Origin of the sequence: Streptomyces sp. NPDC020489 (genome assembly GCF_044386545.1) — a bacterium.
Lineage (GTDB): Bacteria > Actinomycetota > Actinomycetes > Streptomycetales > Streptomycetaceae > Streptomyces.
This window is the reverse complement of the sequence record NZ_JBIRUZ010000016.1, coordinates 69,285-90,880: the sequence shown is the minus strand read 5'-3', so window position 1 is coordinate 90,880 and position 21,596 is coordinate 69,285. Positions and strand designations below refer to the sequence as shown.

Annotated in this window: 16 protein-coding genes and 1 pseudogene; 6 read left to right on the top strand and 11 right to left on the bottom strand. The window is 68.9% G+C overall.

The features are described from left to right. Positions 1-13: 13 nt before the first annotated feature. The 11 genes from ACH41F_RS34445 to ACH41F_RS34395 all read right to left on the bottom strand — a co-directional run bounded on the left by ACH41F_RS34445 (position 14) and on the right by ACH41F_RS34395 (position 9,340). Positions 14-640 carry a TetR/AcrR family transcriptional regulator gene (locus ACH41F_RS34445; RefSeq protein ID WP_051791945.1) on the bottom strand — a complete coding sequence of 209 codons (627 nt, stop codon included), beginning with the start codon at positions 638-640 and terminating at the stop codon, positions 14-16. Between the two features lie 181 nt (positions 641-821). Then, positions 822-965: a hypothetical protein gene (locus ACH41F_RS34440; RefSeq protein ID WP_391238121.1), complete on the bottom strand. Its 144-nt coding sequence runs from the start codon at positions 963-965 to the stop codon at positions 822-824. A gap of 275 nt (positions 966-1,240) precedes the next feature. Continuing rightward, positions 1,241-1,702, bottom strand: coding sequence for a hypothetical protein (locus ACH41F_RS34435; protein ID WP_391238124.1), 462 nt, complete (start codon positions 1,700-1,702; stop codon positions 1,241-1,243). A 102-nt stretch (positions 1,703-1,804) separates the two neighbouring features. Further along, positions 1,805-3,565, bottom strand: a complete 1,761-nt coding sequence (locus tag ACH41F_RS34430; protein WP_391238127.1) for a hypothetical protein — start codon at positions 3,563-3,565, stop codon at positions 1,805-1,807. Between the two features lie 320 nt (positions 3,566-3,885). After that, positions 3,886-4,839, bottom strand: coding sequence for an SAV_2336 N-terminal domain-related protein (locus ACH41F_RS34425; protein WP_391238130.1), 954 nt, complete (start codon positions 4,837-4,839; stop codon positions 3,886-3,888). A 343-nt stretch (positions 4,840-5,182) separates the two neighbouring features. Next, on the bottom strand, positions 5,183-5,842 hold the full coding sequence (locus ACH41F_RS34420) for a hypothetical protein (RefSeq protein ID WP_391238133.1): 660 nt from the start codon (positions 5,840-5,842) through the stop codon (positions 5,183-5,185). A 75-nt stretch (positions 5,843-5,917) separates the two neighbouring features. After that, positions 5,918-6,823, bottom strand: coding sequence for an N-6 DNA methylase (locus ACH41F_RS34415; protein WP_391238137.1), 906 nt, complete (start codon positions 6,821-6,823; stop codon positions 5,918-5,920). Beyond that, positions 6,820-7,377, bottom strand: coding sequence for a hypothetical protein (locus ACH41F_RS34410; protein ID WP_391238139.1), 558 nt, complete (start codon positions 7,375-7,377; stop codon positions 6,820-6,822). The genes ACH41F_RS34415 and ACH41F_RS34410 overlap by 4 nt, the downstream gene beginning before the upstream one ends. Positions 7,378-7,428: 51 nt before the next feature. Then, a complete protein-coding gene (locus ACH41F_RS34405; RefSeq protein WP_024126692.1) occupies positions 7,429-7,791 on the bottom strand; it encodes a hypothetical protein in 363 nt (120 codons plus the stop codon). A 75-nt stretch (positions 7,792-7,866) separates the two neighbouring features. Then, positions 7,867-8,439, bottom strand: a complete 573-nt coding sequence (locus ACH41F_RS34400) for a hypothetical protein (RefSeq protein WP_384995759.1) — start codon at positions 8,437-8,439, stop codon at positions 7,867-7,869. A 730-nt stretch (positions 8,440-9,169) separates the two neighbouring features. Then, positions 9,170-9,340: a hypothetical protein gene (locus tag ACH41F_RS34395; RefSeq protein WP_391366188.1), complete on the bottom strand. Its 171-nt coding sequence runs from the start codon at positions 9,338-9,340 to the stop codon at positions 9,170-9,172. A 283-nt stretch (positions 9,341-9,623) separates the two neighbouring features. Between ACH41F_RS34395 and ACH41F_RS34390 the strand changes: the two genes are divergently transcribed. From ACH41F_RS34390 to ACH41F_RS34365, 6 genes and pseudogenes are all read left to right on the top strand, one after another. After that, entirely contained in the window at positions 9,624-10,778 is a 1,155-nt protein-coding gene (locus ACH41F_RS34390) for a hypothetical protein (protein WP_391238143.1), read from the top strand. Beyond that, positions 10,775-14,011, top strand: coding sequence for a helicase-related protein (locus tag ACH41F_RS34385; RefSeq protein ID WP_391238146.1), 3,237 nt, complete (start codon positions 10,775-10,777; stop codon positions 14,009-14,011). Before ACH41F_RS34390 ends, ACH41F_RS34385 begins: the two co-directional genes overlap by 4 nt. Further along, positions 14,008-16,728, top strand: coding sequence for a DUF1156 domain-containing protein (locus tag ACH41F_RS34380; protein WP_391238149.1), 2,721 nt, complete (start codon positions 14,008-14,010; stop codon positions 16,726-16,728). Before ACH41F_RS34385 ends, ACH41F_RS34380 begins: the two co-directional genes overlap by 4 nt. 49 nt (positions 16,729-16,777) lie before the next feature. Continuing rightward, positions 16,778-19,780: a DUF499 domain-containing protein gene (locus tag ACH41F_RS34375; RefSeq protein ID WP_391238152.1), complete on the top strand. Its 3,003-nt coding sequence runs from the start codon at positions 16,778-16,780 to the stop codon at positions 19,778-19,780. Between the two features lie 347 nt (positions 19,781-20,127). Beyond that, on the top strand, positions 20,128-20,391 hold the full coding sequence (locus ACH41F_RS34370; protein WP_030589949.1) for a hypothetical protein: 264 nt from the start codon (positions 20,128-20,130) through the stop codon (positions 20,389-20,391). A 34-nt stretch (positions 20,392-20,425) separates the two neighbouring features. Beyond that, a pseudogene (locus ACH41F_RS34365) lies at positions 20,426-21,546 on the top strand (IS630 family transposase). The last annotated feature ends 50 nt before the right edge of the window (positions 21,547-21,596 follow it).

Here is a 21,596-nt window from a genome sequence, read left to right as displayed (position 1 = left end):
TTCGGAGCGCGGGTTAGGCGGTGGTGCTGGCCACGGCGGCGTGGACGAGGCGGGCGAGTCCCTGGCGCCTCTGGTACTTGGTCAGTCCCTGGACGCTTCCGGCGCTCTCGTGCCCGGCGGCGGCGGTCAGGCCGGACACGAGGGCGTGCACGAGTTCCTTGCCTGCGCCGTCGGGTGTGGTCGTCTGGGTGGCTGCCGTCAGTGCACGGGCGATGGGCCGGGTGGCTGCGGCGTACGCCTTGACGAAGCGGGGCTCGCCCTCGGCCGCGACGGCGGTCAGCACGCGCACGACCGGAAGGTGCCCGCTCCACCCGTCGAGCACGGCGTCGACCATCCGGGCGGCGCCGGGCAGTCCGTCCGAGGACCAGGAGCCGTCCTTGAAGTCCTTGAGCGCCGCTTTCGTCTCCTTGGCCAGGAGCCCGGATGCTTCGAGGACGACGCCCTCGATGTCGGGGAAGTACTGGTAGAACGTCGCGGGCGACGTGCCCACCGCCTGGGCGATGTCCATCACCTTGATGTCGCGGTAGGGCCGGGTGGCGAGAAGCTGGATCGTCGCGTCCATCAGCTTCTGCCGTGTCTGGAGGCCGCGCTGGCTGGGCACGCGGCGGTCGGGGGTGCGGGTCACGACACGGGTGGGCACAGTCGTCTCCTGAGCTGGAGGAAGGAAGGGGGGTGGTCCAGGTCTGGGGGCGGTGCCGCCGGACCCGACGTTCAACCACATTACACATTGAAGCACGAATAAGCAACGCTCCGAGTGTGGGGCGTCCTAACGTTTCCGCCTGACCTGCACCCGCGCGGCCCTGGCGGCTGCGTCCCCGGACTCAGCGCGGACGGTGTCGGCCAACGGGAGAAGTCGGGTCGTCGCCGTCCAGTTCAACAGCGGCAGCGGCATGCTCGCTCGGAATGACGCCGACCATCAGCAGCGCGTCGGCGCAGTCGTACCGCAGCCCGAAGACGGTGAACACCTCGCCCGTGCCAGCCAGCTCGACTTGCGCAGGGGCCGGCCGGATCCAGGCCGAGGCCGACGGCCATGTCCTCCACGGCGTCGGCAAGTTTCGCCGCCTCCGGCCTGCGCCCGGGACCGGCATCGCGCAGGAAGCACCACGTGCGGAACAGGAACGCCACGGCCGAGCCGCTCGTGGTGGCGGGGGCGAAGCGCAGCATGACGGTCTCTCCTAGGACTTGCGGGGGAGGGACGTGCCGGGTGATCGCCCGGAACGGCGCGACCGCGGGGGACCTGCTACGCCTCGGACTGCGGCGGCTGCAGGGCTCGGGCGGACATGCGGTGAGTGAGGGCATGCGCGCCGGCGAACGCCGTCCCTGCGCCGAGGGCCAGGTAGTCCACCGCCCTCCCGCGTGGGACGAGTTCGTAGCCGTGGCCGTGCAGCAGCACGGTGCAGACAGCGAAAGCTCCCGCCACCAGGGCGGCGTCCAGACCGGCCGCGGCAGCGCTCCACACCCAGCGGGCGCGAGCCGGGGCGGTCTTGCGCGCGTCCCGCCTGCGGAGGGCGGCGCAGGCCCCGCTCCGGGCGAGCCGGCGCGCCTTGACGACAAGGACAGCCAGCGGGACGACGAACAGCCACATGACGGGCTGTTCCATCAGGAAGCCGCAGCCGGCGAGCAGCGCCACCAGCCCGTAGACGGTGTGCAGTGGCTGACAGCGGCGGTGCTGGACGCTGCGGGGACGGAGGTCGTCGGACATGGCTCTCCTCGGCTGAAGACGTTCGGGAGGTCGGCCCGGTGTACGGGCCGTGGGACCTGTGGCACGGGCGGGACGCGGCCCACCCGTGCCGCACGGGGACTGTTAGGCGTTCGTGTCGTGCCGGGGCGTCGCCGAGGGGCGGAGGCGGGCGCGGCGCAGCCGGTCGGACCACGGCGCGTCGGCGGGCCCAACGGGGTGCTCAGGGATGGTGATCTCGTAGTGCGGGCAGCTCCCGCGCTTTTCGGTCTCCAGGGCGGCGTGCCGGTGGGAGTTCGGGCACTGCTGCCGCTCGTGTTCTTCCCTCCAGTAGCGGACGGCCAGCGTGCGGCCGGTTCCGCCCTCGCGCGGCTCACTCGGCTGCTGCTCCCGGAAGCGCTCGCCCGCGTCCGGGTCCACCCACCAGTTCTCGACCTGGCCGGAGTCGGAAATGCCCCGCCGCCGTTCGGCATCGCGCTTGCTCGGCTTGAGCGGGTGGACCTGGTGGGCCAGGACCCGAACCGTGGACCGCTTGTGCTGGGTCAGCAGCTCCCACAGGGCCCGCACGTGGCGGAGCATCAGCTCCTGGCCGCCCTGGCGGCCCGATCCGCTCCGGTACCGCTCAGGGTTGTCCGGGTCGCGAAGTCGGGTCTCGGGATCCAGGATCTCGCCGGGGCGCGCCAGCAGGGTCTCGTAAGGCGAGAACGGCAGCTTCAGCAGCGACTCGTCGCACGTCAGGGCAGTGACCCAGGTCCAGGGGGCGTCATCGCACGCGGCCTCCACCGGCTCCAGAAGCCGGTCGGGCCGCAGAAGGAACCAGCCTTCCTCCGTCCGGGGCGACCACGGGCCCCACACGTAGCCGACGATGCGTCGCCCGTTGGGCAGAGCGAAGGGGGTGTCCAGGAACAGCATCCCGCGCGAGGCGGGGAGGTGGGCGCGATCGAACGGGGTCGTCCTTTTCTCCGCCCGCCGCACCACGCGGCGTAGCGCCATCTGGCCGAGGGAGTCGCCGATCTGGAAGAGGCGGGCGGAGGAGGCCCGGTCGGCTTCCTGCCGCAGCTGCGTCACCACAGCCGCCTCAAGGCCGTCCGGATGCCCGTAGGGCGCCAGCCGCTCACGTTCCCGCCGGTACACCTCCGCTTTCGCCCGGGCCCAGTCCAGGCTCTGCCTGTGGGCCTCCACGTACCGGCGCCGCCACGTACGGATGTGGTGCTGGTCGGGAGATTCCCAGGCCGCCTCGACCGCGCGTGCAAGACACCGGCCCGGGGTAGTTTCACCGGGGTGCAGCCCCAGCGCGCGGAACCGGCGGACCTCGGCGTCGACGTCGTCAACGACGACGTCCGGCGGGTCAATGATCATCCGCTGATGCCTGTCGTCCGGATCGAGCGCCCACTCCATGCCCGCGAGTTGGGCCAGCACCGCGCGCAACGTCTTCTCGTCGGCGCTTTTCAGGAAGTCAACTACGAGCATCTGCACCGTGTTCGCGTACGCGTCGGCCGCCGCGAAGCGCAGCATGCGCTTGACGAACCCGCCGACCGGGCCGCGCTGGCCGCTGGACAGGGCCAGCATCTGATCCGCGACCCGCTGGTCGCCGAGTGCCGCGTTCGCCAAGTGGTCGTAGATCTGGCGGAAGACGGCCATCTCCTCCTCCTCGGCGAGGACGTTGTCGATGGCGCCCCGTACCCGCGCCGAGGATGCCGGGGAGACTTCCGCCGGGACCGGCGGCCGGACCAACTGACCGGCAGCGGCATGCAGTTCCCGGTACAGCTTCAGCTGGAGCTCGCTGAGGATGAGGAGATCATTGGGCTTGACCGGGGTCCGCTTGGCGGCACGGGCCGCGATGGCCAGAAGCTCGGAATCCGACAACTCGGGCATGTTCGAGTGCATGTCATCCCTACTTGGACGCGGAGGGTTTGGGGAGAGGTCGCGGGTGCCGAGCACCAGGCGATGAAATGACAGTACACATTGGAATACGAATAAGCAACACAGCCCGGGCCTGGCCGGTGTGATCAGCGAACGTGCGTCCCGGGCTGGCCCTTCCACCCGTTGGGCGCGCAGGTGGCGACGGCCGGCGTCTTCGCGCCGGCGCCGCTGCCCGCTTTCTCGAGCAGGGCGCTCATCTCGGACCGCCCATCCGGCATCAGACGGTGCTGGATGGGCGGGGCGCGGCGAACGGCGGCGTCGATATGTGGGCGCGGAAGCCGCGCCTAGCGGAGGCGCCGCGAAACCTCCGCGGCCACGAGGGGACGCCGCGCCGACGGTTCGGCTCGCCGCAGCAGAGCCACCGTGCGGGAGAGCGAGGAACGCGGCACCGTGCGCAGCAGCACGGATGCAACGTCCTCTCGGAAGGAGTAGGTCCCGGGGGGACCGGGGACGGCACGGAGCAGGCCGCTCAGAATCACCTCGGCCAAGTGGCTCGGGCACGGGGCCGTCTCCACCGAGCGGTGCACCTGCTGCATCACCGGCAAGTGGGGGACGCCTGCGGCCAGGTGGCCCGCGAGACGGAACGCTTCGGGGGAGGCGGTGGCACGGAAGCGGAGGACCAGTTCCTCGGCAGTGAGTCTCGCCGGGGAGGCGGTCTCTTCGGCCGGGAGCGGCTGCGGAATGAAGGCGACCGCCGCAGGGACCTCGGTGCCGCCGCTGCCCAGGAGCGTGAACCAGTTCTCCAGCCAGACGGAGGAGGGTTCCAGAACGGGAACAGGGATGCTGTCCGCTCCCGCATGGGGTGTGCCGTCGTACGCCGTGAAGATCAGACCGGAGTTGGCGGATCCGGCGGCCGGGGCGTGGACGCGGCCGGGCGTCCCGGGCAGCGCGGTGCGCCGCCACATGCGCTCGGGCAGTGGCTGTGCCACCGCCACCGGTCGCACGCGCGCCCAGCTGCGCAGAGTCTCGTACCAGCGTTCCCCGGCCGGGCCGGGGTACCACTGGGGGCCGGAGCAGTCGCTGAGTACGAGGGTCACCAGCCGGTCGTCCTCGACCTGTCGCCCTCGCACCGTGCCATCGGCCGTGAGCACGGACACCGTCGCACCCTCGAAAAGGCCGTTATGGGCGAGAGACTGGCGCAGCCTCCGCAGCAGCGGCCGCCACATCGACATCGTGGGTCCGGCATCGAAGATGATCTGGAGGCGGTACGCCGGTCCGGTGTTCGTCCGTATGGTCACGTCGTCTCCTTGGGGCCTCTGTGAGGGGGCGAGGCCCGGACCGGGCGGAGGGAAAGTCGGTCCGGGCCTCGCGTCCCCGGCCGCCGGGGGGAGTGCGGCCAGGGCGAGCCGCGGGAAGCGGCTCCTTCGGAATTGGCTTGGACGGGGGCGGTTTCCCGCCCTCATGGAAGTACAGTACACATTGAACACTCATTACGCAACAAAATGCGCGCCCCATCCACTGGCGAGTCCGCCTCAAGTCCCGGCCACCGGGACGCCGTTGGTTTCATCCCTCCCGGCGACACTGGTCGCCGACGATGCCCACGAGCGGTGCGCACTCCCGCGCGCCGGCCCCTGCGGCTGGCTAAGCCAGGCCGTCCTGGGTCTGGCTCTCGATGCGGTGCAGCACGTGGGGGGCGACGAGGTCGGCTCCGCCGTCGTCCCAGCGCACGGCCTGGTAGGCGTACGAGGCGGCGCCCTCCGCCATGCCGAAGGTGCGCCCGGAGCGTTCTGTCCCGCGGGCCCGCATCACCACATGTGTCCCGTCCGCGTAGTAGGTGAGCGCGGGATCGAACATGGTCGCGGGTCGAGTCACGTCCGAGGCCAGGGGGCGGGCCCGGATCACGATGTCGGCGACCTTGTCGGCGTCGACCCCCGGAATGTCCATGCGCCGGTCAGGCTCGACCTTCCAGGACAGACCGGGGAACAGGCGGGTCACCTGTGCGCGCACCCACTGCCACGCCTCGTCCGAGGCCTCCTCGGTGGGCCCGTTCGCAGAGGAGTGCCAGCCCTCGGCACAGTCCGCGCCCTGCGCGCCGAGGAGGGCCATCACCTCGGCGCGGGTGATCTCGTCCGGGAGCTGGGTGTCGGCCTGCAAGCGGTGGACGTACCGGTGGAAGAGCTGGAAGGCCAGGGTCTCGCCGTCCAGGTGGTGGGCGTAGACGATCCGCAGGACCGTCCCGTGTCCCTCGGAGTCAGGGACCAAGGCGGCGATGGCGGGCGGCGGTGTGGTGTTGATGGCCATGAGAAGGCTCCGTTTCGTGCAGGGGTGAGGGGAGAGCGGCGGCCGGCCGCTGGATGCGGCACGGCCGCCGCGCGGTCAGGAGGGCGGAGTGAACTGCCACGGCCAGAACGGCGGGCGGGTCATGGTGGGGTACAGCACCGGCCGGGCCTTCTGCTCGGATCTCGCCCGCTCGGCGCGCTCTCGTACGGCCTCCTCCAGGAGCCGGGGACGGTTGAGGGCGTCGCCGCAGGAGACGGTCACCTGTCGGCCGAGCCTCCACAGTTGGGCGTTCACGGCGCAGCACGCGGCGTTGAGCGGGTCGAGGTCGTTGAGCCACCAGTGGTAGAGCGCGGGGTCGGTGCCGAAGAAGCGCAACGTGGCGGCAGCTGACCGGGCCATCGTCCCGGTGCCTGCAGCGGGTTCGAGGAACAGGTCACCGGGCTTGCGGTCGGTGGAGAGCACCATGTCGCCCATGAAGTTGGTGACGACGGCCGGGGTGAAGAACTCACCGGTGCTCTGCCGTTCGCTGTAGCTGCGCATCCGGGTGATGAGCAGGCCGAGGACATCGTCGGACTCGGCGCGGGCGGTGTCGGAGCAGTACTCGAGCAGCCCTGCGCGCAGGAGGATCCGGGCGTAGTCGGCCAGGCCGCGGATGTCGTTGTCGGTGGGGTGGGAGAGCCAGTCGTGGAGCGGGCGGGCGGCCTCGGTCAGGTCCGGGTCGTAGGTCCAGAACGAGTTCCAGCCGGCTCGCAACGTGTCGGCGAGCTGTTCGTCGTCGAGGGGGAGAAGGAGCGGGCCGTAGTCGGGGCCGTCCGGCCGTGAGGGCGCGGAGAGGGCGAGGGCGGCTAGGGTGCCGACCGCGATGGCCCGGTCGCTGGAGCCTCCGCGGTTGGCCGTCCACCAGGCGTGTGCGGCCTCGGCGATGGCGTGGGCGTGGTCCCGCCCGCTTTCGGGCGCCATGGCGCGGCGCATTCCGGCGGGCGGGATGCCGAACAGGGTCACGTCGCGCTCCCCGGCCCCTGCGCGATGAGGCGGTCGAGCTCGGCGACGAACGGCGGCGGGAGGGTCCGCTTGCGGCCCGGCCGCCGGGAGCCGAAGGGCCGCAGCGTCCCGGCGTGGCCGCTGGGCTGGAAGTCACTGTCGATGATCCAGGTCGGGTCTCCGGGCATCCGGGACAGGCGGTAGGCAGCCTTGTTGAGCAGCGTGCTGTGCTCGAAGAGGAGGAGCTCGGCGTACCACCCGGTGACGGCTCCGGCTTGGCGCTGCTCAAGGACCGGCACGACGCCGGTGTGCTCCAAGGAGTTGTCCTCGTCCGGGACGGTGGTGGTGAACGTCCGGGCGGCGTGCAGCGGTGCCAGGACCCGTTCAGCGGCCTGGTGGGCTTCGGGGTAGCCGATCGGGTCGGCGATCAGGCACCGTGCGGCGAGGGCGAGCGGATCCTGGGTGGCGGAGGCGGGGAGCTCCAGCGGTGCGAGCTCTCGCAACAGCGCCTCGTGACCGAGGGTGGCGAGGTACCAGTGCTGCTGGGCATGGGTGTCCGGGGGCATGGTGTCCATGGGGCTCTTCCTGTGGCGGTGGGCGCTGGCGGATGTTCCGCGCCGGGCGGGTCAGTTCGGGGGTGCGGCGTGGCGGCGGGGCCGACCGCGGTGAAGGACGATGACGGTGCCGGTCTCGAAGCCGCGTGCCAGGCCGAAGACTTCGCCCATACGCCTGCGGGTCTCGGTGCTCTGCCGCTCACGTCCGGGCACGTAGAAGCCGTCCTGGGTGAGGAGGCTGATGATCTTGGCGGTGACCTCGGCTCGGGTGACGTCGAGTGCGGCGACCCGGCCGTGCGTGGTGTAACGGCGGCTGTCGAGGCCGACGAAGGCGTCGTCGGTGCCGATGGTGAGGATCTCGTCGGGGTTGGTCCAGTTGTAGTCCGTGGCGGACACGCGGTAGTGCTGGTCGAAGGCGGGGACGATCAGTTTCATCAGGTGTGCTCCGTGGCGACCCGGCCGGGAGCGAGCGCGGCCACCGGGGCCGAACTCCTCGCTCCCGGGCGGGGCTCAGGCGCGCGCCGCCTCGGCCTCCTCGTCCTCGGCCTTGAGCTCTTCAAAGTAGTCGCGAGCGCTTTCGACCATGCCGGGGACGTCGCACCCGAAGGACTCGGCCGCGTCCAGGAGCGCCGCGAGCATGGCGGCCTCTCGCTCAGCCCCGGCGGCGGCGACGGCGCACAGGACATCGAGCTTCACGGGGTACGCCTCGCTGCGAAGTCCCTCGGCGGCCTGGTGGAGTTCATGGGCGGTGACCCGGCCGTCCGTCAGGCAGAAGACCTGAGCGACCAGATCACCGATTACGCGATCGGCGCTTTCCTGGTCGTCCACGACCTGGTCGCCGGGCAGGTTGAAGGCGATCTGGGCCATGGCCTCGGCCGCGAGGACGCCGAGCCGTACGCGCTCGGCCAGCTCGGGAACGGGCAACAGGGCCTTGGGAGCCTGCCTGTTGTAGGCCTCCAGCGCCGCGTCGGCCCATGCTGCGCGGTCCGCGAGGGTGCACTCACGTGCGGGGGTCATGTTGACGCCGGATTCCGCGGCTGCGGTGAAGCGCGCAGCCTTGCGGTCGGGGATGGACGTGTCCACGGTCGTTCCTCAGGGTGAGGTTCCAAGATGGCGGTGGCCGTGAGAGCAGCGGTACGCCGCTCGATCACGAACACCACACTACATATTGATACGTGGATACGCAACACGCTAGATGCGGGGACGGGTATCTGCCCACTTCGGGTAGGGGAGTGCGGGCATGCCGAAGACCGCCCTCGACCGCTCGGCCCGCGTACGGCCAACGGGCAGGGCGTACCTGTGAGTCCCCGGGTGCCGCTGGCGCCTGGCCCCGATCTGCTCCAGTGCGGTGCGCAGCCAGGCACGCCGGTCGGACCCCGCAGGGCGCGGCGATGCGCCCAGCGCCGCGATGCGCCGCTCGAACCCGTCGGCACCACGGTCTCCGGCGACGAACTTGGCGATCGACCGAGCCGGGAGCACCTGGCCGTCCGGCAGCACGACGATCGTCCTCGCTGTGCTGCGGCCCGTATAAGTTGCGGAAAGGGCCTGGTAGATGACCCCTAGGTGCCCTCGGGGGGAGCCGGCCGTGCGCCCGTCCGGCAGGGTCCGAAGCCGGGCGACGGGGTCCGCGTAGGTGACCACTCCCCGCACGCCGTGGCCCGCGGCCAGACGCAGTGCCCCCGCGACCGTGAAGCTCTCCCCGTTGCTCGCCACCGAGGGGGACAGGCACACCCTCGACATTTCCAGTGCCTCCGTATACGGGGTGTTCTGTGCACCGGGCGTGGCCGTCGTCGCAGGTCACATTGCGCGCCATCTATGAGTCAATGCATTGATGGATTGGGAACGTCTTCGGCCGAGCTTCGATCTCGGGCTTCCAGCCGTGGGTTTTACTCCTTCGGGTGGTCAGGTCGCCGTTGTCGTCCGCGTCGTCCTGCGAGCTGGTGACGTCGGATCGCTCGAACTCGCTGCGGTCGTGCGCGGTCACCAAATCCTCGCTGCGAGCAGAGGCGCTGGCGGCCCCAGCTACCTGCGTGGACGTCCTACCTGGCGCTTACGTCGTTATCACCAAGTCTGAAGTGAGGAGCGTGCGCCCTCGTTCGCCGGTGCCGCTATGCCTGTGGCCGGAGTGAAGCGACTGTCATATGGCCCTCGCGGCCTGCGGGAGGGGCGTCGACGCTATCGGCGAATCACGTTCCGGGGCCGATGCGGCGGATCGTCAAATACGTACGCCGGCGGCGTACCGGACAGGTACGCTGTCGGCGTACCTTATGGAGATCTCCGCGGCATACATCTTGGAGTCGGCGATGCGGGACACCGCGAGCCCGTTCGAGTTCGACGGGCCAGTCCCTCTTGACTGCATGATCAACCGGCGGGCGGAGGCCGACATGATCAGGGCATGGACCCACGAGAGCCAGCTGATGGCCCTGGTGGCTCCGCGGCGCTATGGCAAGACAAGCCTGATCCGCAAGATCGCGTCCGAGGGTGAGAAGGTCGGGCTGATGGTCGTCACCGCCGACCTCTTCGAGGTTGCCAGTCTCTCCGATCTGGTGCTTCGTCTGGAGCGTGCGTGGGCCCAGCACACACCTGAGGAGCTCCGACCCGCGGCAGGCAAGATCCTCAGCAGCGCTCAGGCCGGCGTGTCGATCTCTGGGGCTGGTTTCGCGCTGACCATGGCCGACAAGCCCACCACCGACCCGGAGCCGGCGCTGCACGCGCTGCTGGAACTGCCCGCCCAGCTAGCCCAGCACAGGCCTGGACGGATCTTGATCGTGCTGGACGAGTTCCAGTCCGTCGCCGGGGTCCCGGAGGCGCAGGCTCTGATCTGGCAGCACGCGTGGCAGCAGCGGCAGTCGGTCTCCTACCTCTTCGCCGGCGGCGGACCAGGCATGCTGTCGAGTGCGCCGGACGACAGGGAACGCTCCGTAGGGCAGATGCGGACGCTTCAGTTGGACCGGCTGCCGGCCGCGGAGCTTCGCGAAGTGATCAAGGACCGGTTCGCCGCGAGGAACCGGGACGTGTCCGATGTTGTGGACGGACTCGTGGCGGCGGGCGAGCGGCATCCCCAGAGGACCATGCTGCTGGCCCACCTGCTGTGGCAAGAAGTCCCTGCGGGGGAGCGGGCCACTACCGATGATCTCGAGGCAGCAATGACCGTGGCCCTGCGACAGGTCGACGCGGAGGCCCGCGCCACGATGAGCGGGCTCACTGTGGGGCAGCGCAAGGTATTGCGGGCGGTGGCCGAGTACGGCACGCCCATGGCGGCCCGGGCCTTGCGGGCCCTGGGGCTCCCCAAGACCACGGCCCAGAAGGCGGCCCCGCACTTGGTCGCCACTGGGCTCATCGAAGACACAGACCAGGGGTGGCGCGTGATCGATCCGCTGTTGGCCCGTTGGATCCGGACGAACTACGGGACACGCGCATGAGCATGCAGCCTGACCACGAGGTGGTGTTCGAACGCGGACAGCGAGTGCGAGTCCGGGCCGCCGGAGTGCCCGAGTTCGCTACCATCCGCTTCGCCCTTCCGGGCGACGAGCCGGGTTCATGGGACCTCATCCTTGTCGACGACCAGGACCGTCGGCACGAGGTGAACCTGACGGCCGGAGACACCCAGACCGTGCGCCCGCTGGTCAGTGATGGCCGAGCCGACTCTGCCCGGGTGCTGGCCGCCATGTGGACCCAGTGGATGTATGCGGCGGCCACGAACGCAGAGTCGAGTGCCATGGCGGCCACGCCGCTGAAGCCGTATGCCCACCAGACCACGGCCGTGTACGGCGCGATGCTGCCGCAACCGCTGCTGCGCTTCCTGCTCGCCGACGAGCCGGGCACCGGCAAGACGATCATGGCCGGTCTCTATATCCGGGAGATGCAGCGGCTGGGCCTGGTCAAGCGCGCCATCATCGTGTGCCCTGCGAACCTGGCCACGAAGTGGGTGGACGACTTCGAGCGGCTGCTGGGCGGCGGGCTGCGGCAGCTCACCTCGGCGACAGTCCGTGAGAACGCGCTGAACTCCAACGACCTGTGGGTGACCTCCCTGGAGCTGGCCGCGGTCAACCCTGCTGTGCAGGACGCTATTCGGCCGGACAAGGCCGGCTGGGACCTGGTGGTCTTCGACGAGGCACACCGGCTGACCCCGACTGCGGCCGGGTTCCATCAGGTTGGCCGCCTGCTGGCCAAAAACACCCCGCGGGCCCTGCTGATGACCGCGACCCCGCATCGGGGCAAGGAGTGGCTCTTCCGGCATCTTCTGCATCTGGTCGACCCGGAGATCTACCCGGACCCGGGTAGCGATCCCAACGTCGAGCTCAGCGCGCTCCGGCCGGGCCCGATCCACTTCCTGCGACGGATGAAGGAAGACCTAGTCGATTACGACGGCAAGACGCGCCTTTTCAAGGGCCGTACCGCCCACAACCACAGCGTTGCCCTGTCGCAGACCGAGTACGGCTTCTACCAGGCTGCGCTGGACATGGTCGACCGGTACTTCGCGCCCTCGGCCCAGCCGCTCGCCCGCATGGTCTACGGCAAGCGGGCGGCGTCCAGTCTGTATGCGCTCGCTGAGACGCTCCGGCGGCGCCACGACCACATGGGCGCCATGAGCGAGGCCGAAGCGGCCCTCATCGCCGACCGCGAGGGCCAAGGTGACGAGGCGGAGATCGACGAGGCCAAGGTCATCCACACGAGCTCGACGTCCACGCGAGCCGAGCGGGCGGCGATCAAGAACCTCGCGGACCAGATCAACGCCACGATCGGTAACCCGGCGTGGACGCCGTCGAAGTGGAAGCGGCTGACCGAGGACTGTCTAGCCAAGCACGGGATTCTCCCCGGCAACGGCGAGCAGGCCGTGGTGTTCACGGAGTACGCGGACTCCGCCGAGTGGATCGCCCGGCGCCTCGAAGCTGAAGGGTTCACCGCCCGTCTCTACTCCGGACGGCAGAGCAAGCCCGAGCGTGACGAGGTGCGCCGGGCCTTCATGCGCGGCGAGTTCCAGGTCATCGTCACCACCGACGCCGGCAACGAAGGCATCGACCTGCAGGCCGCCCACGTACTGGTCAACTACGACATCCCCTGGTCACTGGTTCGCCTCGAGCAGCGCATGGGGCGCATCCACCGCGTCGGCCAGCTCCGAGACGTTCACCTGTACAACCTGGTTGCCACCGACACACGCGAGGGCGAGACGCTCCTGCGGCTGCTGGACCACTTCGTCACCGCGGCGAACGAACTGCGCGGGCAGATGTTCGACAGCCTGTCGGCCGTCGCCGAGATCACGGGCATCGACTACGACAAGTGGCTGTCCGACCTGTACGGCAACGACGAGATCAAGAAGCAGCAGGCGATCGATGCCGCCCGCGCCGTCAAGGCGCAAGAACTCACCCGGGCGGCCCGGCAGGTGCGCGACAACGAGCGTCGCCTGGCCAGCCAGGTCGACGCAGTCGCCGCGCTGACTCTGCTCCAGCGCGACCTGTTCGCCCGGATCAACCCCGCCATCGTCGAGGCGTATCTCGACCGGCTCGCCGCCGCCGGCGTGCTGCGATCCGCCCCTACCGCGGCCGGCACCGGATTCCGGAGACTGTCGCTGACTGGCGGGGCACGGTTCCCGGCCACGCTCGGCAGCACGAGCGAGGTCCACATCGCCACCAGCGGCGACGCGGTACGCGAGGCTGCGGAAAGCATCGACGTCGGCGACACCATCACCCTCGGGCCCGGCGAACCGGGCTTCGCTGACCTGATCGGCATGGCCGAGCACGCCCTGGCCGAGGACCTGCACCAGTCCGGCGCCGCCGCCGACCCCACCAGCCTCACCCCGTACGACCTGTACGCGTACACGGCGACCATGACCGAGAGCGACGGCAAGCGCGCCAGCATCTGGGCGAGCCTGGTCAAGGTCGACGACAGCGGCAACGCCCGTCCGGTGCGGTGGGAGACCCTGGCCAACCTGGTGCCCACTGAGCACCACGGGACCGCGCCTCATCTCGCACGTGAAGGGCATGCGCTCACGACGGCCCGCGAGGTGGCCGCCGCCACGGTCACCGAGCACCGGCGGGTACGGGCCGACTGGTTCGCCCAGGCGCGCCGGGACCTGACCAACCTGCCACTGAGCCTTACCGAGGACATCGACGACCGGACCAGGCGGGTTGAGCTGCGGCGTCGTCTTCAGGCCCAGACCGCCCAGCGGCTTGACGAACTTGAACGGCTCGCGGACGTGCAGCTGACCGACCCGAAGCTGATCGGCCGGATCCGCGTCTTGGCCGCGGCCGACGTCACCGTCCAGGCGGAGATCGATGCCGAACTGGTCTCCATGCGGCACGTCCAGAACCTCCTTGAAGACGACGGGTGGACCGTGGAAGACGTCCACACGGAGAGCCGCGGCTACGACCTGGAGGCCCGCCGCAACAGCCAGATCCGGCACGTCGAGGTCAAGGGCGTGCTGGGCAGCGCGGCCAGTGACGGCATCCGGATGACCGGCAACGAGGTCCTGATCGCCACCCAGCACCGCAAGGACTACTGGCTCTACGTCATCGACCAGTGTGCCGACGGCCGGGGCCGCTTCTTCGGCGCCTACCAGGACCCCGCCACCCTTTTCGCCAACGACATGACCGGGAACGCGGTCTTCCGCGTCCCGGGCAGCAGCCTCAAGAACGCACCGGGGAGCAACACATGACCAGGATGATCGAACGATGGTTTCCCAGCGCGGAGGTGTCGGCCAACAGCGACAAGGGCTGGGGCTCCGGCAACAGCGAGATCTCCCTGTTCATGTGGTTCGCCAAGCGACCCACCGCCCAGGCCAAGGCCGCCACCATCTGCTCGCTGCTGCCGTGGCCCGATGACGCCGAGCAGCAGACTCGGCTGCAGAATCTGGTCCGGGAGGCGATGACAGGCCGCTACGCCGCTTGGAACGAGCTGCAGGCCGAGATCGCCAAGACGAATCCCGAAGGCGCGACCACGCTCGACCCGTTCTCGGGGCGGGGCATGATCCCCCTGGAGTCCGCGCGCCTGGGCGTCCAGGCGTCGGCCGTCGACTACAGCCCGATCGCGGTACTCGCCAGCCACCTGCTCACCTCCGCACCGTTCGAAGACTGGAGCGAGGAGCCCGAGCTTCCCTTCGGGGAAGAGCGGGACCACCTCCTGATGTCCCGTACCGACCGACTGCTTGGCGACCTCGAATCGCTGTTCGCGGAGATCCAGACCCGGCATGCGGCCGCCATGAGTGACGTCTACCCCCGCCACAACGGTGCCCTGCCGTGGGGCTATCTGTGGTCCGTCACGATCCCCTGCCAGGAATGCCACCACCGGTTCCCGCTCATCGGGTCCTACGAGCTGATGCCGGCCCGCGGAGACAGGGAGGCCGTGTCGTTCTACATCGACGCGGACCGGGCAACCGGCACGTGGGAAGCGGTCGTGACCCCCGGAAAGCCCACCCGCACGCCCACGCTGACCAACGCCGTGGTGAACGGCAAGAAGGTAGCGGGCAAGAGCGCGATCTGCGTGTTCTGCAACCACGTCCACCCACTCGCCGTGCACCGCCGCCTGCTGCACGAGAGACAGGGCCAGGACGCTCTGGTCCTCGCTGCAGACATCGACGCCAAGAGCCAGAAGACCTTCCGCCAGCCCACAGACGCAGAACGCGAGGCCGTCACAGCGGCCGAACGGGCACTGGCCGCGGAGCCGGCGTTCAGCCCGTTCCTGCCCGCTGTCCCGGACGAAGGCATCGCACCGGGCAACAACAACATCATCGGCCCGAGCATCTACGGGGCGAAGACCTACGGCGACTTCATGGTCACCCGCCAGACCCTGTCGTACGTACGGCTCGCCCGCATCATCAACGAGCTCGGCGACGAACTGACCGCCGCCGGAATGTCACGAGACTACGTACGGGCCCTGACCGGCTATGCGACCGCGGTCGTGGTGAAGAAGCTGCGCCGCTCCACACGCGGCGCCCGGTTCCAGAGCTCGGGTGGTGCCCGTGTCGGGGATCTGTTCGTCAACGAAGGGTCGATCACCTTCTCCCACGACTTCTTCGAGGCCGGCATCGGAGACGGTCCCGGAACGTGGAAGTCCATTGCGGACAACGTTCTAACCGCCTGCCGCAACCTGTTCTCCGACCTTCGCGGCGCACCGGCCTCCGTGCAGCGAGGAACCGCCACCGCCCTGCCCTTCCCGCCCGGCACCTTCACCGCGGTCGTCACCGACCCGCCGTACGACCAGATGATTGCGTACGCGGACGCCTCCGACGTCTTCTACACGTGGGCCAAGCGGTGCCTGCACAACACCTGGCCTGAACTCGCCATCACGGCCGATCCGCACGGCTGCCAGGACAAGAGCCAGGAGATCATCGTCAAGCGGGTACGGGGTGAAGCCCCCGACGAGCACCGCACCCGCGAGCACTACGACACCCTCATCGCCGATGCCTTCGCCCAGATGCGGCAGGTCGTCCGGGACGACGGTGTGGTCACGATCGTCTTCGGCCACGGGGAGCCCGAGGTGTGGCAGCGACTGCTGCACTCAATCGAGCGAGCCGGACTGGTGATGACCGGCTCCTGGCCGGCCAACACCGAGTCCGGTGGCCAGCAGGGCAAGGCCAACATCGAGACGACCCTGACCATGGCCTGCCGCCCGGCCCCGGCAGGCCGCCCTGCCGGCCGCAAGGGCGCCGTCGAGGCGGAGATCAAGACGGAGATCAAGCAGCGCTACCCCGACTGGGAGCGATGGGGCCTGGCGCCCGCGGACATGCTGATGGCCGCCGCCGGCCCTGCCATGGAAGTTGTGGGGCGCTACAACGAAGTCCTCGACGCCAAGGGCGAGCCCGTCGACATTTATACGTTCCTGCCGCTGGCGCGAGCCGCGGTCCAAGAGGCCATGGCGGTTGAGGTCAACCGTCAGCCGCTGGCAGCCTTCGACGCCCGCACCCGGTTCGCCCTGTGGTGGATCAGGCTCTACGGCCGTCAGGTCCAGGCGAAGTCCGAGCTGCGGTGGCAGGCGCTCGCGTCCTCCCTCGACCTGGCCTCGGTGCGCAACCTTGTCGCAGACGCCGACAAGGGCGTCCGCTTCATCACCTCCCGCGAATACAGCGGCAAGGTCGACGGGGATTCCGCTTCCATCGACGTCGCCTTGGCGCTCGCCGCAGCATCCGGCGAAGGACTGCAAGCCATGGGCCACGTGCTGGCGGCTTCCGAGCGAGGAGTCGACGACACCTACCTGTGGTCGACCGTGCAGTTCCTCGCCGACCGGCTCCCCGACAACGACCCGGACTCCATCGCCTTCACCCGCGTCCTGCGCACCCGTCCCGGAATCGGCAGCGCCGCCGAAGCCGCTGCTGCCAGCGTCCTCGAGAGCGCCCGCCGTCAGCAGGAGCAGGACGCACAGTTGAGGCTGCACTGATGACGAACACCGTACGAGCATCCATGACCACCAGCCCAGGAGACCAGCAGTGACGACGAGCGTGACACCGTGGTGGAAGGCACTGAAGATCCGCCAGGAGATCCTCAACGCCTCCGGCCAGATCGATGACGTGCAGATGTCACTGTTCCGGGCCGTCCACGCAACCGGTGCGGACCGGCCGCCGTACGCGGACGCCAGCTACTACGGCGACATCACCCACCCCACCGAACGCCTCATCGACCTGCTCACCGAGATCGCGGTCCGTGTCGGCGGCGGCGAGGACTACCTCAAGGCTCGGGCCGTCACCCGTCTCGACCAGGGCATGGGCGGCGGCAAGTCACACGCCTGCATCGGTGCCTTCCACCTGGCCTCCTCCCCTGAGGTCCTGCTGGCCACAGAACTCGGCGAGAAGGTCGCCGAGCGTGCACGTGCAAAGATGGGGCGTCCGCTCGCTCGCGACCTCGGCCAGCCGCATGTCGTCGTTCTTCCCTGCGACAACATGACCGCAGGCGCCGGAGTGAAGGAACTCGACGGGCCGGCTGTCAGCCTGCACGAAAGGTTCTTGTGGCGGCTGTTCTCCAAGGACTACGCCCTTTACGAGCGCTATCAGCCCTTCTGGAGCGACAAGCACAAGATCGCCGAGGCAATCCGGGCTGTGAACCGGCCTGTGCTGATCATCGTCGACGAGATCCTCGACTACATCGGCAACGGCCTCGACGGCAGCAACAAGCCCGACCTCGCGGCCCAGGACATGGCCTTCCTCCGAGCCCTGCTCGACACAGTCAACGACGTGCCCCACGTAGCCATGCTCGTGGTGATGATCGCTTCCGACACCGACAAGACCGCCCTGTCGGCTGCCGCCAAGGAACGCCGCGACGACCTCAACAGCCAGCTTGAACGCAACGGCCTCCCGGCCACGGTCACCGAGGTGGGAGACTTCGCCGACATCTTGCGCCGGCGACTGTTCGACACCGAGCCCGCCCGCGAGGTCCTCGCCGCGACAGCCGCACTCTACGAACCGGTGCTCACCGACCGGGCCTGGGCCAAGCACGTCTGGGAGCAGATCGGTGCTGACTGGCGACGCAACTGGTCCGACGAGGTCGCTGCCTGCTACCCCTTCCACCCCATGCTGATGGCCTTGGCGAAGGACGAGTGGAGCAGGGTCACCGGGTTCCAGCGGGTCCGCTCCACGATCCGCATCTTCGCCGCCACGGTGTATGCCCTGCAGCAGCGCGGCAAGGCCGGTGAGTGGGCGCCAGCGCTCATCGGCCCAGGCGACCTCCCGCTCTCGGACAGCACTGTTCGCGAAGCGCTCCTGGGCAGCGGCCTCGTCGAGGACGACCGCACGATCGCGAACTACCGCAGCCTCGCTGAGATCGAGATCGTCAACCACGACGGATCCACGGGAACCGCACGCCGACAAGATCTCGAGCGGTCTGAAGCCCCCTGGATCGAAGCCAATCCGCACGCGGCCGAGCGCGCGGCCACCTTCATCTTCCTGGCGAGCATCGTCGGAACCCTGCGCCCTGGACGCGGACGCGGCGCCAGCGCACCCGAGGTCAAAGCCGTCACCAGCGTGCCGGACATGCGCTACACGATCACGGATGCCGACAGCGTGGTCGACGAACTCGTCGACCAGGGCCGGGGCATAAGCGCCCTCGACATCGTCCGCGGACAGGGCAACAACAAGCCGGCCCGGTACTTCCTGTCCACCCGGCTCACCCACCGGATGCTCGTCACCAATATCCGGCGCACCATCACCGAAGACGAGCGTGACCAGGTCATCTCTGAGTTCGCCCAGAAACTGGCCAGCAACGGCCCGTTCCGCGAACTCAAGTTCCTGCCCGCCGACCTTCAGCGCACCGCGACCGAGGTCATGGCCACGAGCGGCCTGGACACCGCCCACACGACCCGCCTCATCGTGCTCGACCCTGCGCAGTTCAGCCTGCGCAACGGCATGGAAAAGTCGACCCTTGAGGCGCTCACCGTCGCGATGGGACTCGGACAGGGCGCACAGCGACTCCCCGTCCAATGGGCCAGCAGCGCGGTCTACGCGGTAGCGAACACTCAGCGCCGCAGCCTCGTACGCAGCCTGGCCGTCGAGTACCTGGCCCGGCAGAGGGCCCTGGCTGCACCCGAAGTACAGAACGACAGCGAACTCAAGACGACCGGAACCAAGGAGCTCGCCGCCGCGAAGGACCAGCTGGAGAAGGCCCTCAAGCGGGCCTACCAGCACATCGTCTTCCTCGCCCAGCCCGACCCGGACGGAGAACGCTACCTCGACGAGCTCACACACGACGACGACAACTTCACCGCCCTCAACGGCACCGCCGTCTGGAAGGCACTCGCCGCCCGGGACAAGGTCTTCGACGTAGGGGAGTTCACCCCCAGGGCCCTGCAGCACAACCTCCGCGACCAGGACTACGGCAAAACCCTCTCGGACATCCGGGCCGCGTTCTACAGCGCCCCGCGGCTGCCCTTGCTCTACGGCGGCGACCGTGACCTTCAGCAAGCCATCTACGACGCCGTCAACGAGAACCTCGTCAGCATCGTCGACGGCACGGGCACGGAAGTTGCTGTCACCGCACCCGGACAGGTCAACCTCGCGAGCACGAGCCTGCGGCTGGCGAAACCACAGCCTCGGGCATGCCCTGCGTGCAGCGAACCAGCCCACGAAGGCCCGTGTGTGACGAACAGCGCCCCGGAAGCCCCGGGTGAGGCGACCCCGAGCGGCGCAGCTAGCCCCGGCCCGTCGAACGGTCCGACTAACGACGACAGCCGAACAACTAACGGCGGCCGTTCAGACGCCGACACCCCTCCACCCGCCAAGGACAAGCAGGCGGCGTTCTCGTTCACCAGTAACCTGCTGGCCAGCGCTGACAGCGCCGACGGGTTTGCCGCACTGTTCCGGGCGTTCTACATGGCCCTGGACGAACGGCAGATCAGCTATCTGCAGGGAACGATCCAGGTCGTCCTCAACGCCGATGCCGCCGAGCAGATTCAGCAGCGCCTTCAGGAACTGGGCATCGCGGCCACCTTCAAGGAGATCTAGGCACGCGACCCGGGCGCGCCACCCAGTAACAAGGGCTGGCCATTCCAACTGCCGTCGGCAGTCGAACGAGGTCGACTGCCGACGGCACTGGTCCTGGAAATTGCCGAGGTCCCTCCGGAGGAGGGGCCTCACCTGCTATGCGGGCGGATCCGAGCCGGACTCCGTCCGCCGGGTTCGAGACGGCCGTGGTGTCGGTCAAAAGACCTCGATCAACAGCCAAGAGTTGTGGATGGTGTCTTCCGGCGCGGTGATCTCGGCGGCCGCGAGCCGGGCGTTTTCGCACACCTTGGAGGCGGTATTGGCGGACAACGGCGCGGCGGTAGCCCCCAGTGTGACAACATCAGCGCATGGGCATCTTCGACGCCATCGCGCGTGGCCTCGGTAGCCTCCGCCCGCTGTCCGACGCGGAACTCGAAGACGAGCGCGAGGCGCTGCGACAGCGTTACGTATCTAGCGGGGATGTCAACGAGGCGGACAAACTCTACGACGAGCTGCACCGTTACGACGAAGAGATGACGCGCCGTGCAAACGAGGCCTATGCCCGCGAGAACCCGAACCCACCAGAGCCCAGGCATCGCGAGCACGGGTGGTACCTGCCGAACGACGACTAGTGTCCTGCGCCAGTAGTTGATCGTTAGTAGTTGTGTGACTTCTGCTGCTGGTGCGTCAGTTCCCCGTCGGGGCCCGAAGCTGGAACCGCTGCTGCTGTCTGATGACGAGCGGGCGGAGTTGGAAAGATGGACGCGCCGGGCGACATCGGCCCAGGCCCTGGCCCTGCGGGCCCGGATCGTGCTGGCTTGTGCTGGGCCGGAGGTACCGCCGATCGTCGCGGTCGCCCGGGATCTTCAGGTCACCGCGGACACCGTCCGCAAATGGCGGCGGCGCTTCCTGGCCGAGCGGCTGGACGGGCTGGCCGACGAGCCGAGGCCGGGCCGGCCGCCCACCATCAGCGTCGACCAAGTGGAGGCGGTAGTGGTCACCACGCTGGAACAGCTGCCAAAGAACGCCACCCACTGGTCGCGCAAATCGATGGCCGAGCACAGTGGCCTGTCGAAGTCGACCGTCGGCCGGATCTGGCGGCAGTTCCAGCTCAAGCCGCATCTGGCCGACACCTTCAAGCTCTCGACCGACCCGCTGTTCGTGGAGAAGGTCTACGACGTCGTCGGTCTGTACTTCAACCCGCCCGAGGGGGCGGTGGTGCTGTCGGTGGACGAGAAGTCACAAATCCAGGCCCTGGACCGGTCCCAGCCGGTGCTGCCGATAATGCCGGGCATGCCCGAGCGGCGCACCCACGACTACGTCCGCAACGGACTGACCACCCTGTTCGCCGCCTTCGACGTCGCCACGGGCGAGGTCATCACCGCCCTGCACCGCCGGCACCGGGCGGTGGAGTTCAAGAAGTTCCTGATCCGCATCGACAAGACGGTGCCCGCCCACCTGCAGATCCACCTGATCGTGGACAACTACGGCACCCACAAGACACCCGCAATCAGAGCTGGCTCGCCAAACACCCCCGGTTTGAACTGCACTTCACTCCGACCGGCTCGTCCTGGATCAACCAGGTCGAGCGGTGGTTCGGCTACCTCGCCCACCAGATGATCCGCCGCGGCGCACACAAGACCATCCATGCCCTGGAAGCCGACATCCGGTCCTGGGTCAAAGAGTGGAACGACAACCCCAAGCCGTTCATCTGGACCAAGACCGCCGAAGAGATTCTCGACTCCCTCGCCCGCCTCTGCCGACGAATTACTGGCGCAGGACACTAGGCGGGCGTTTTCAGGCGGCGAGTAGGCGCTTCTGCACACTGATTGCCCTG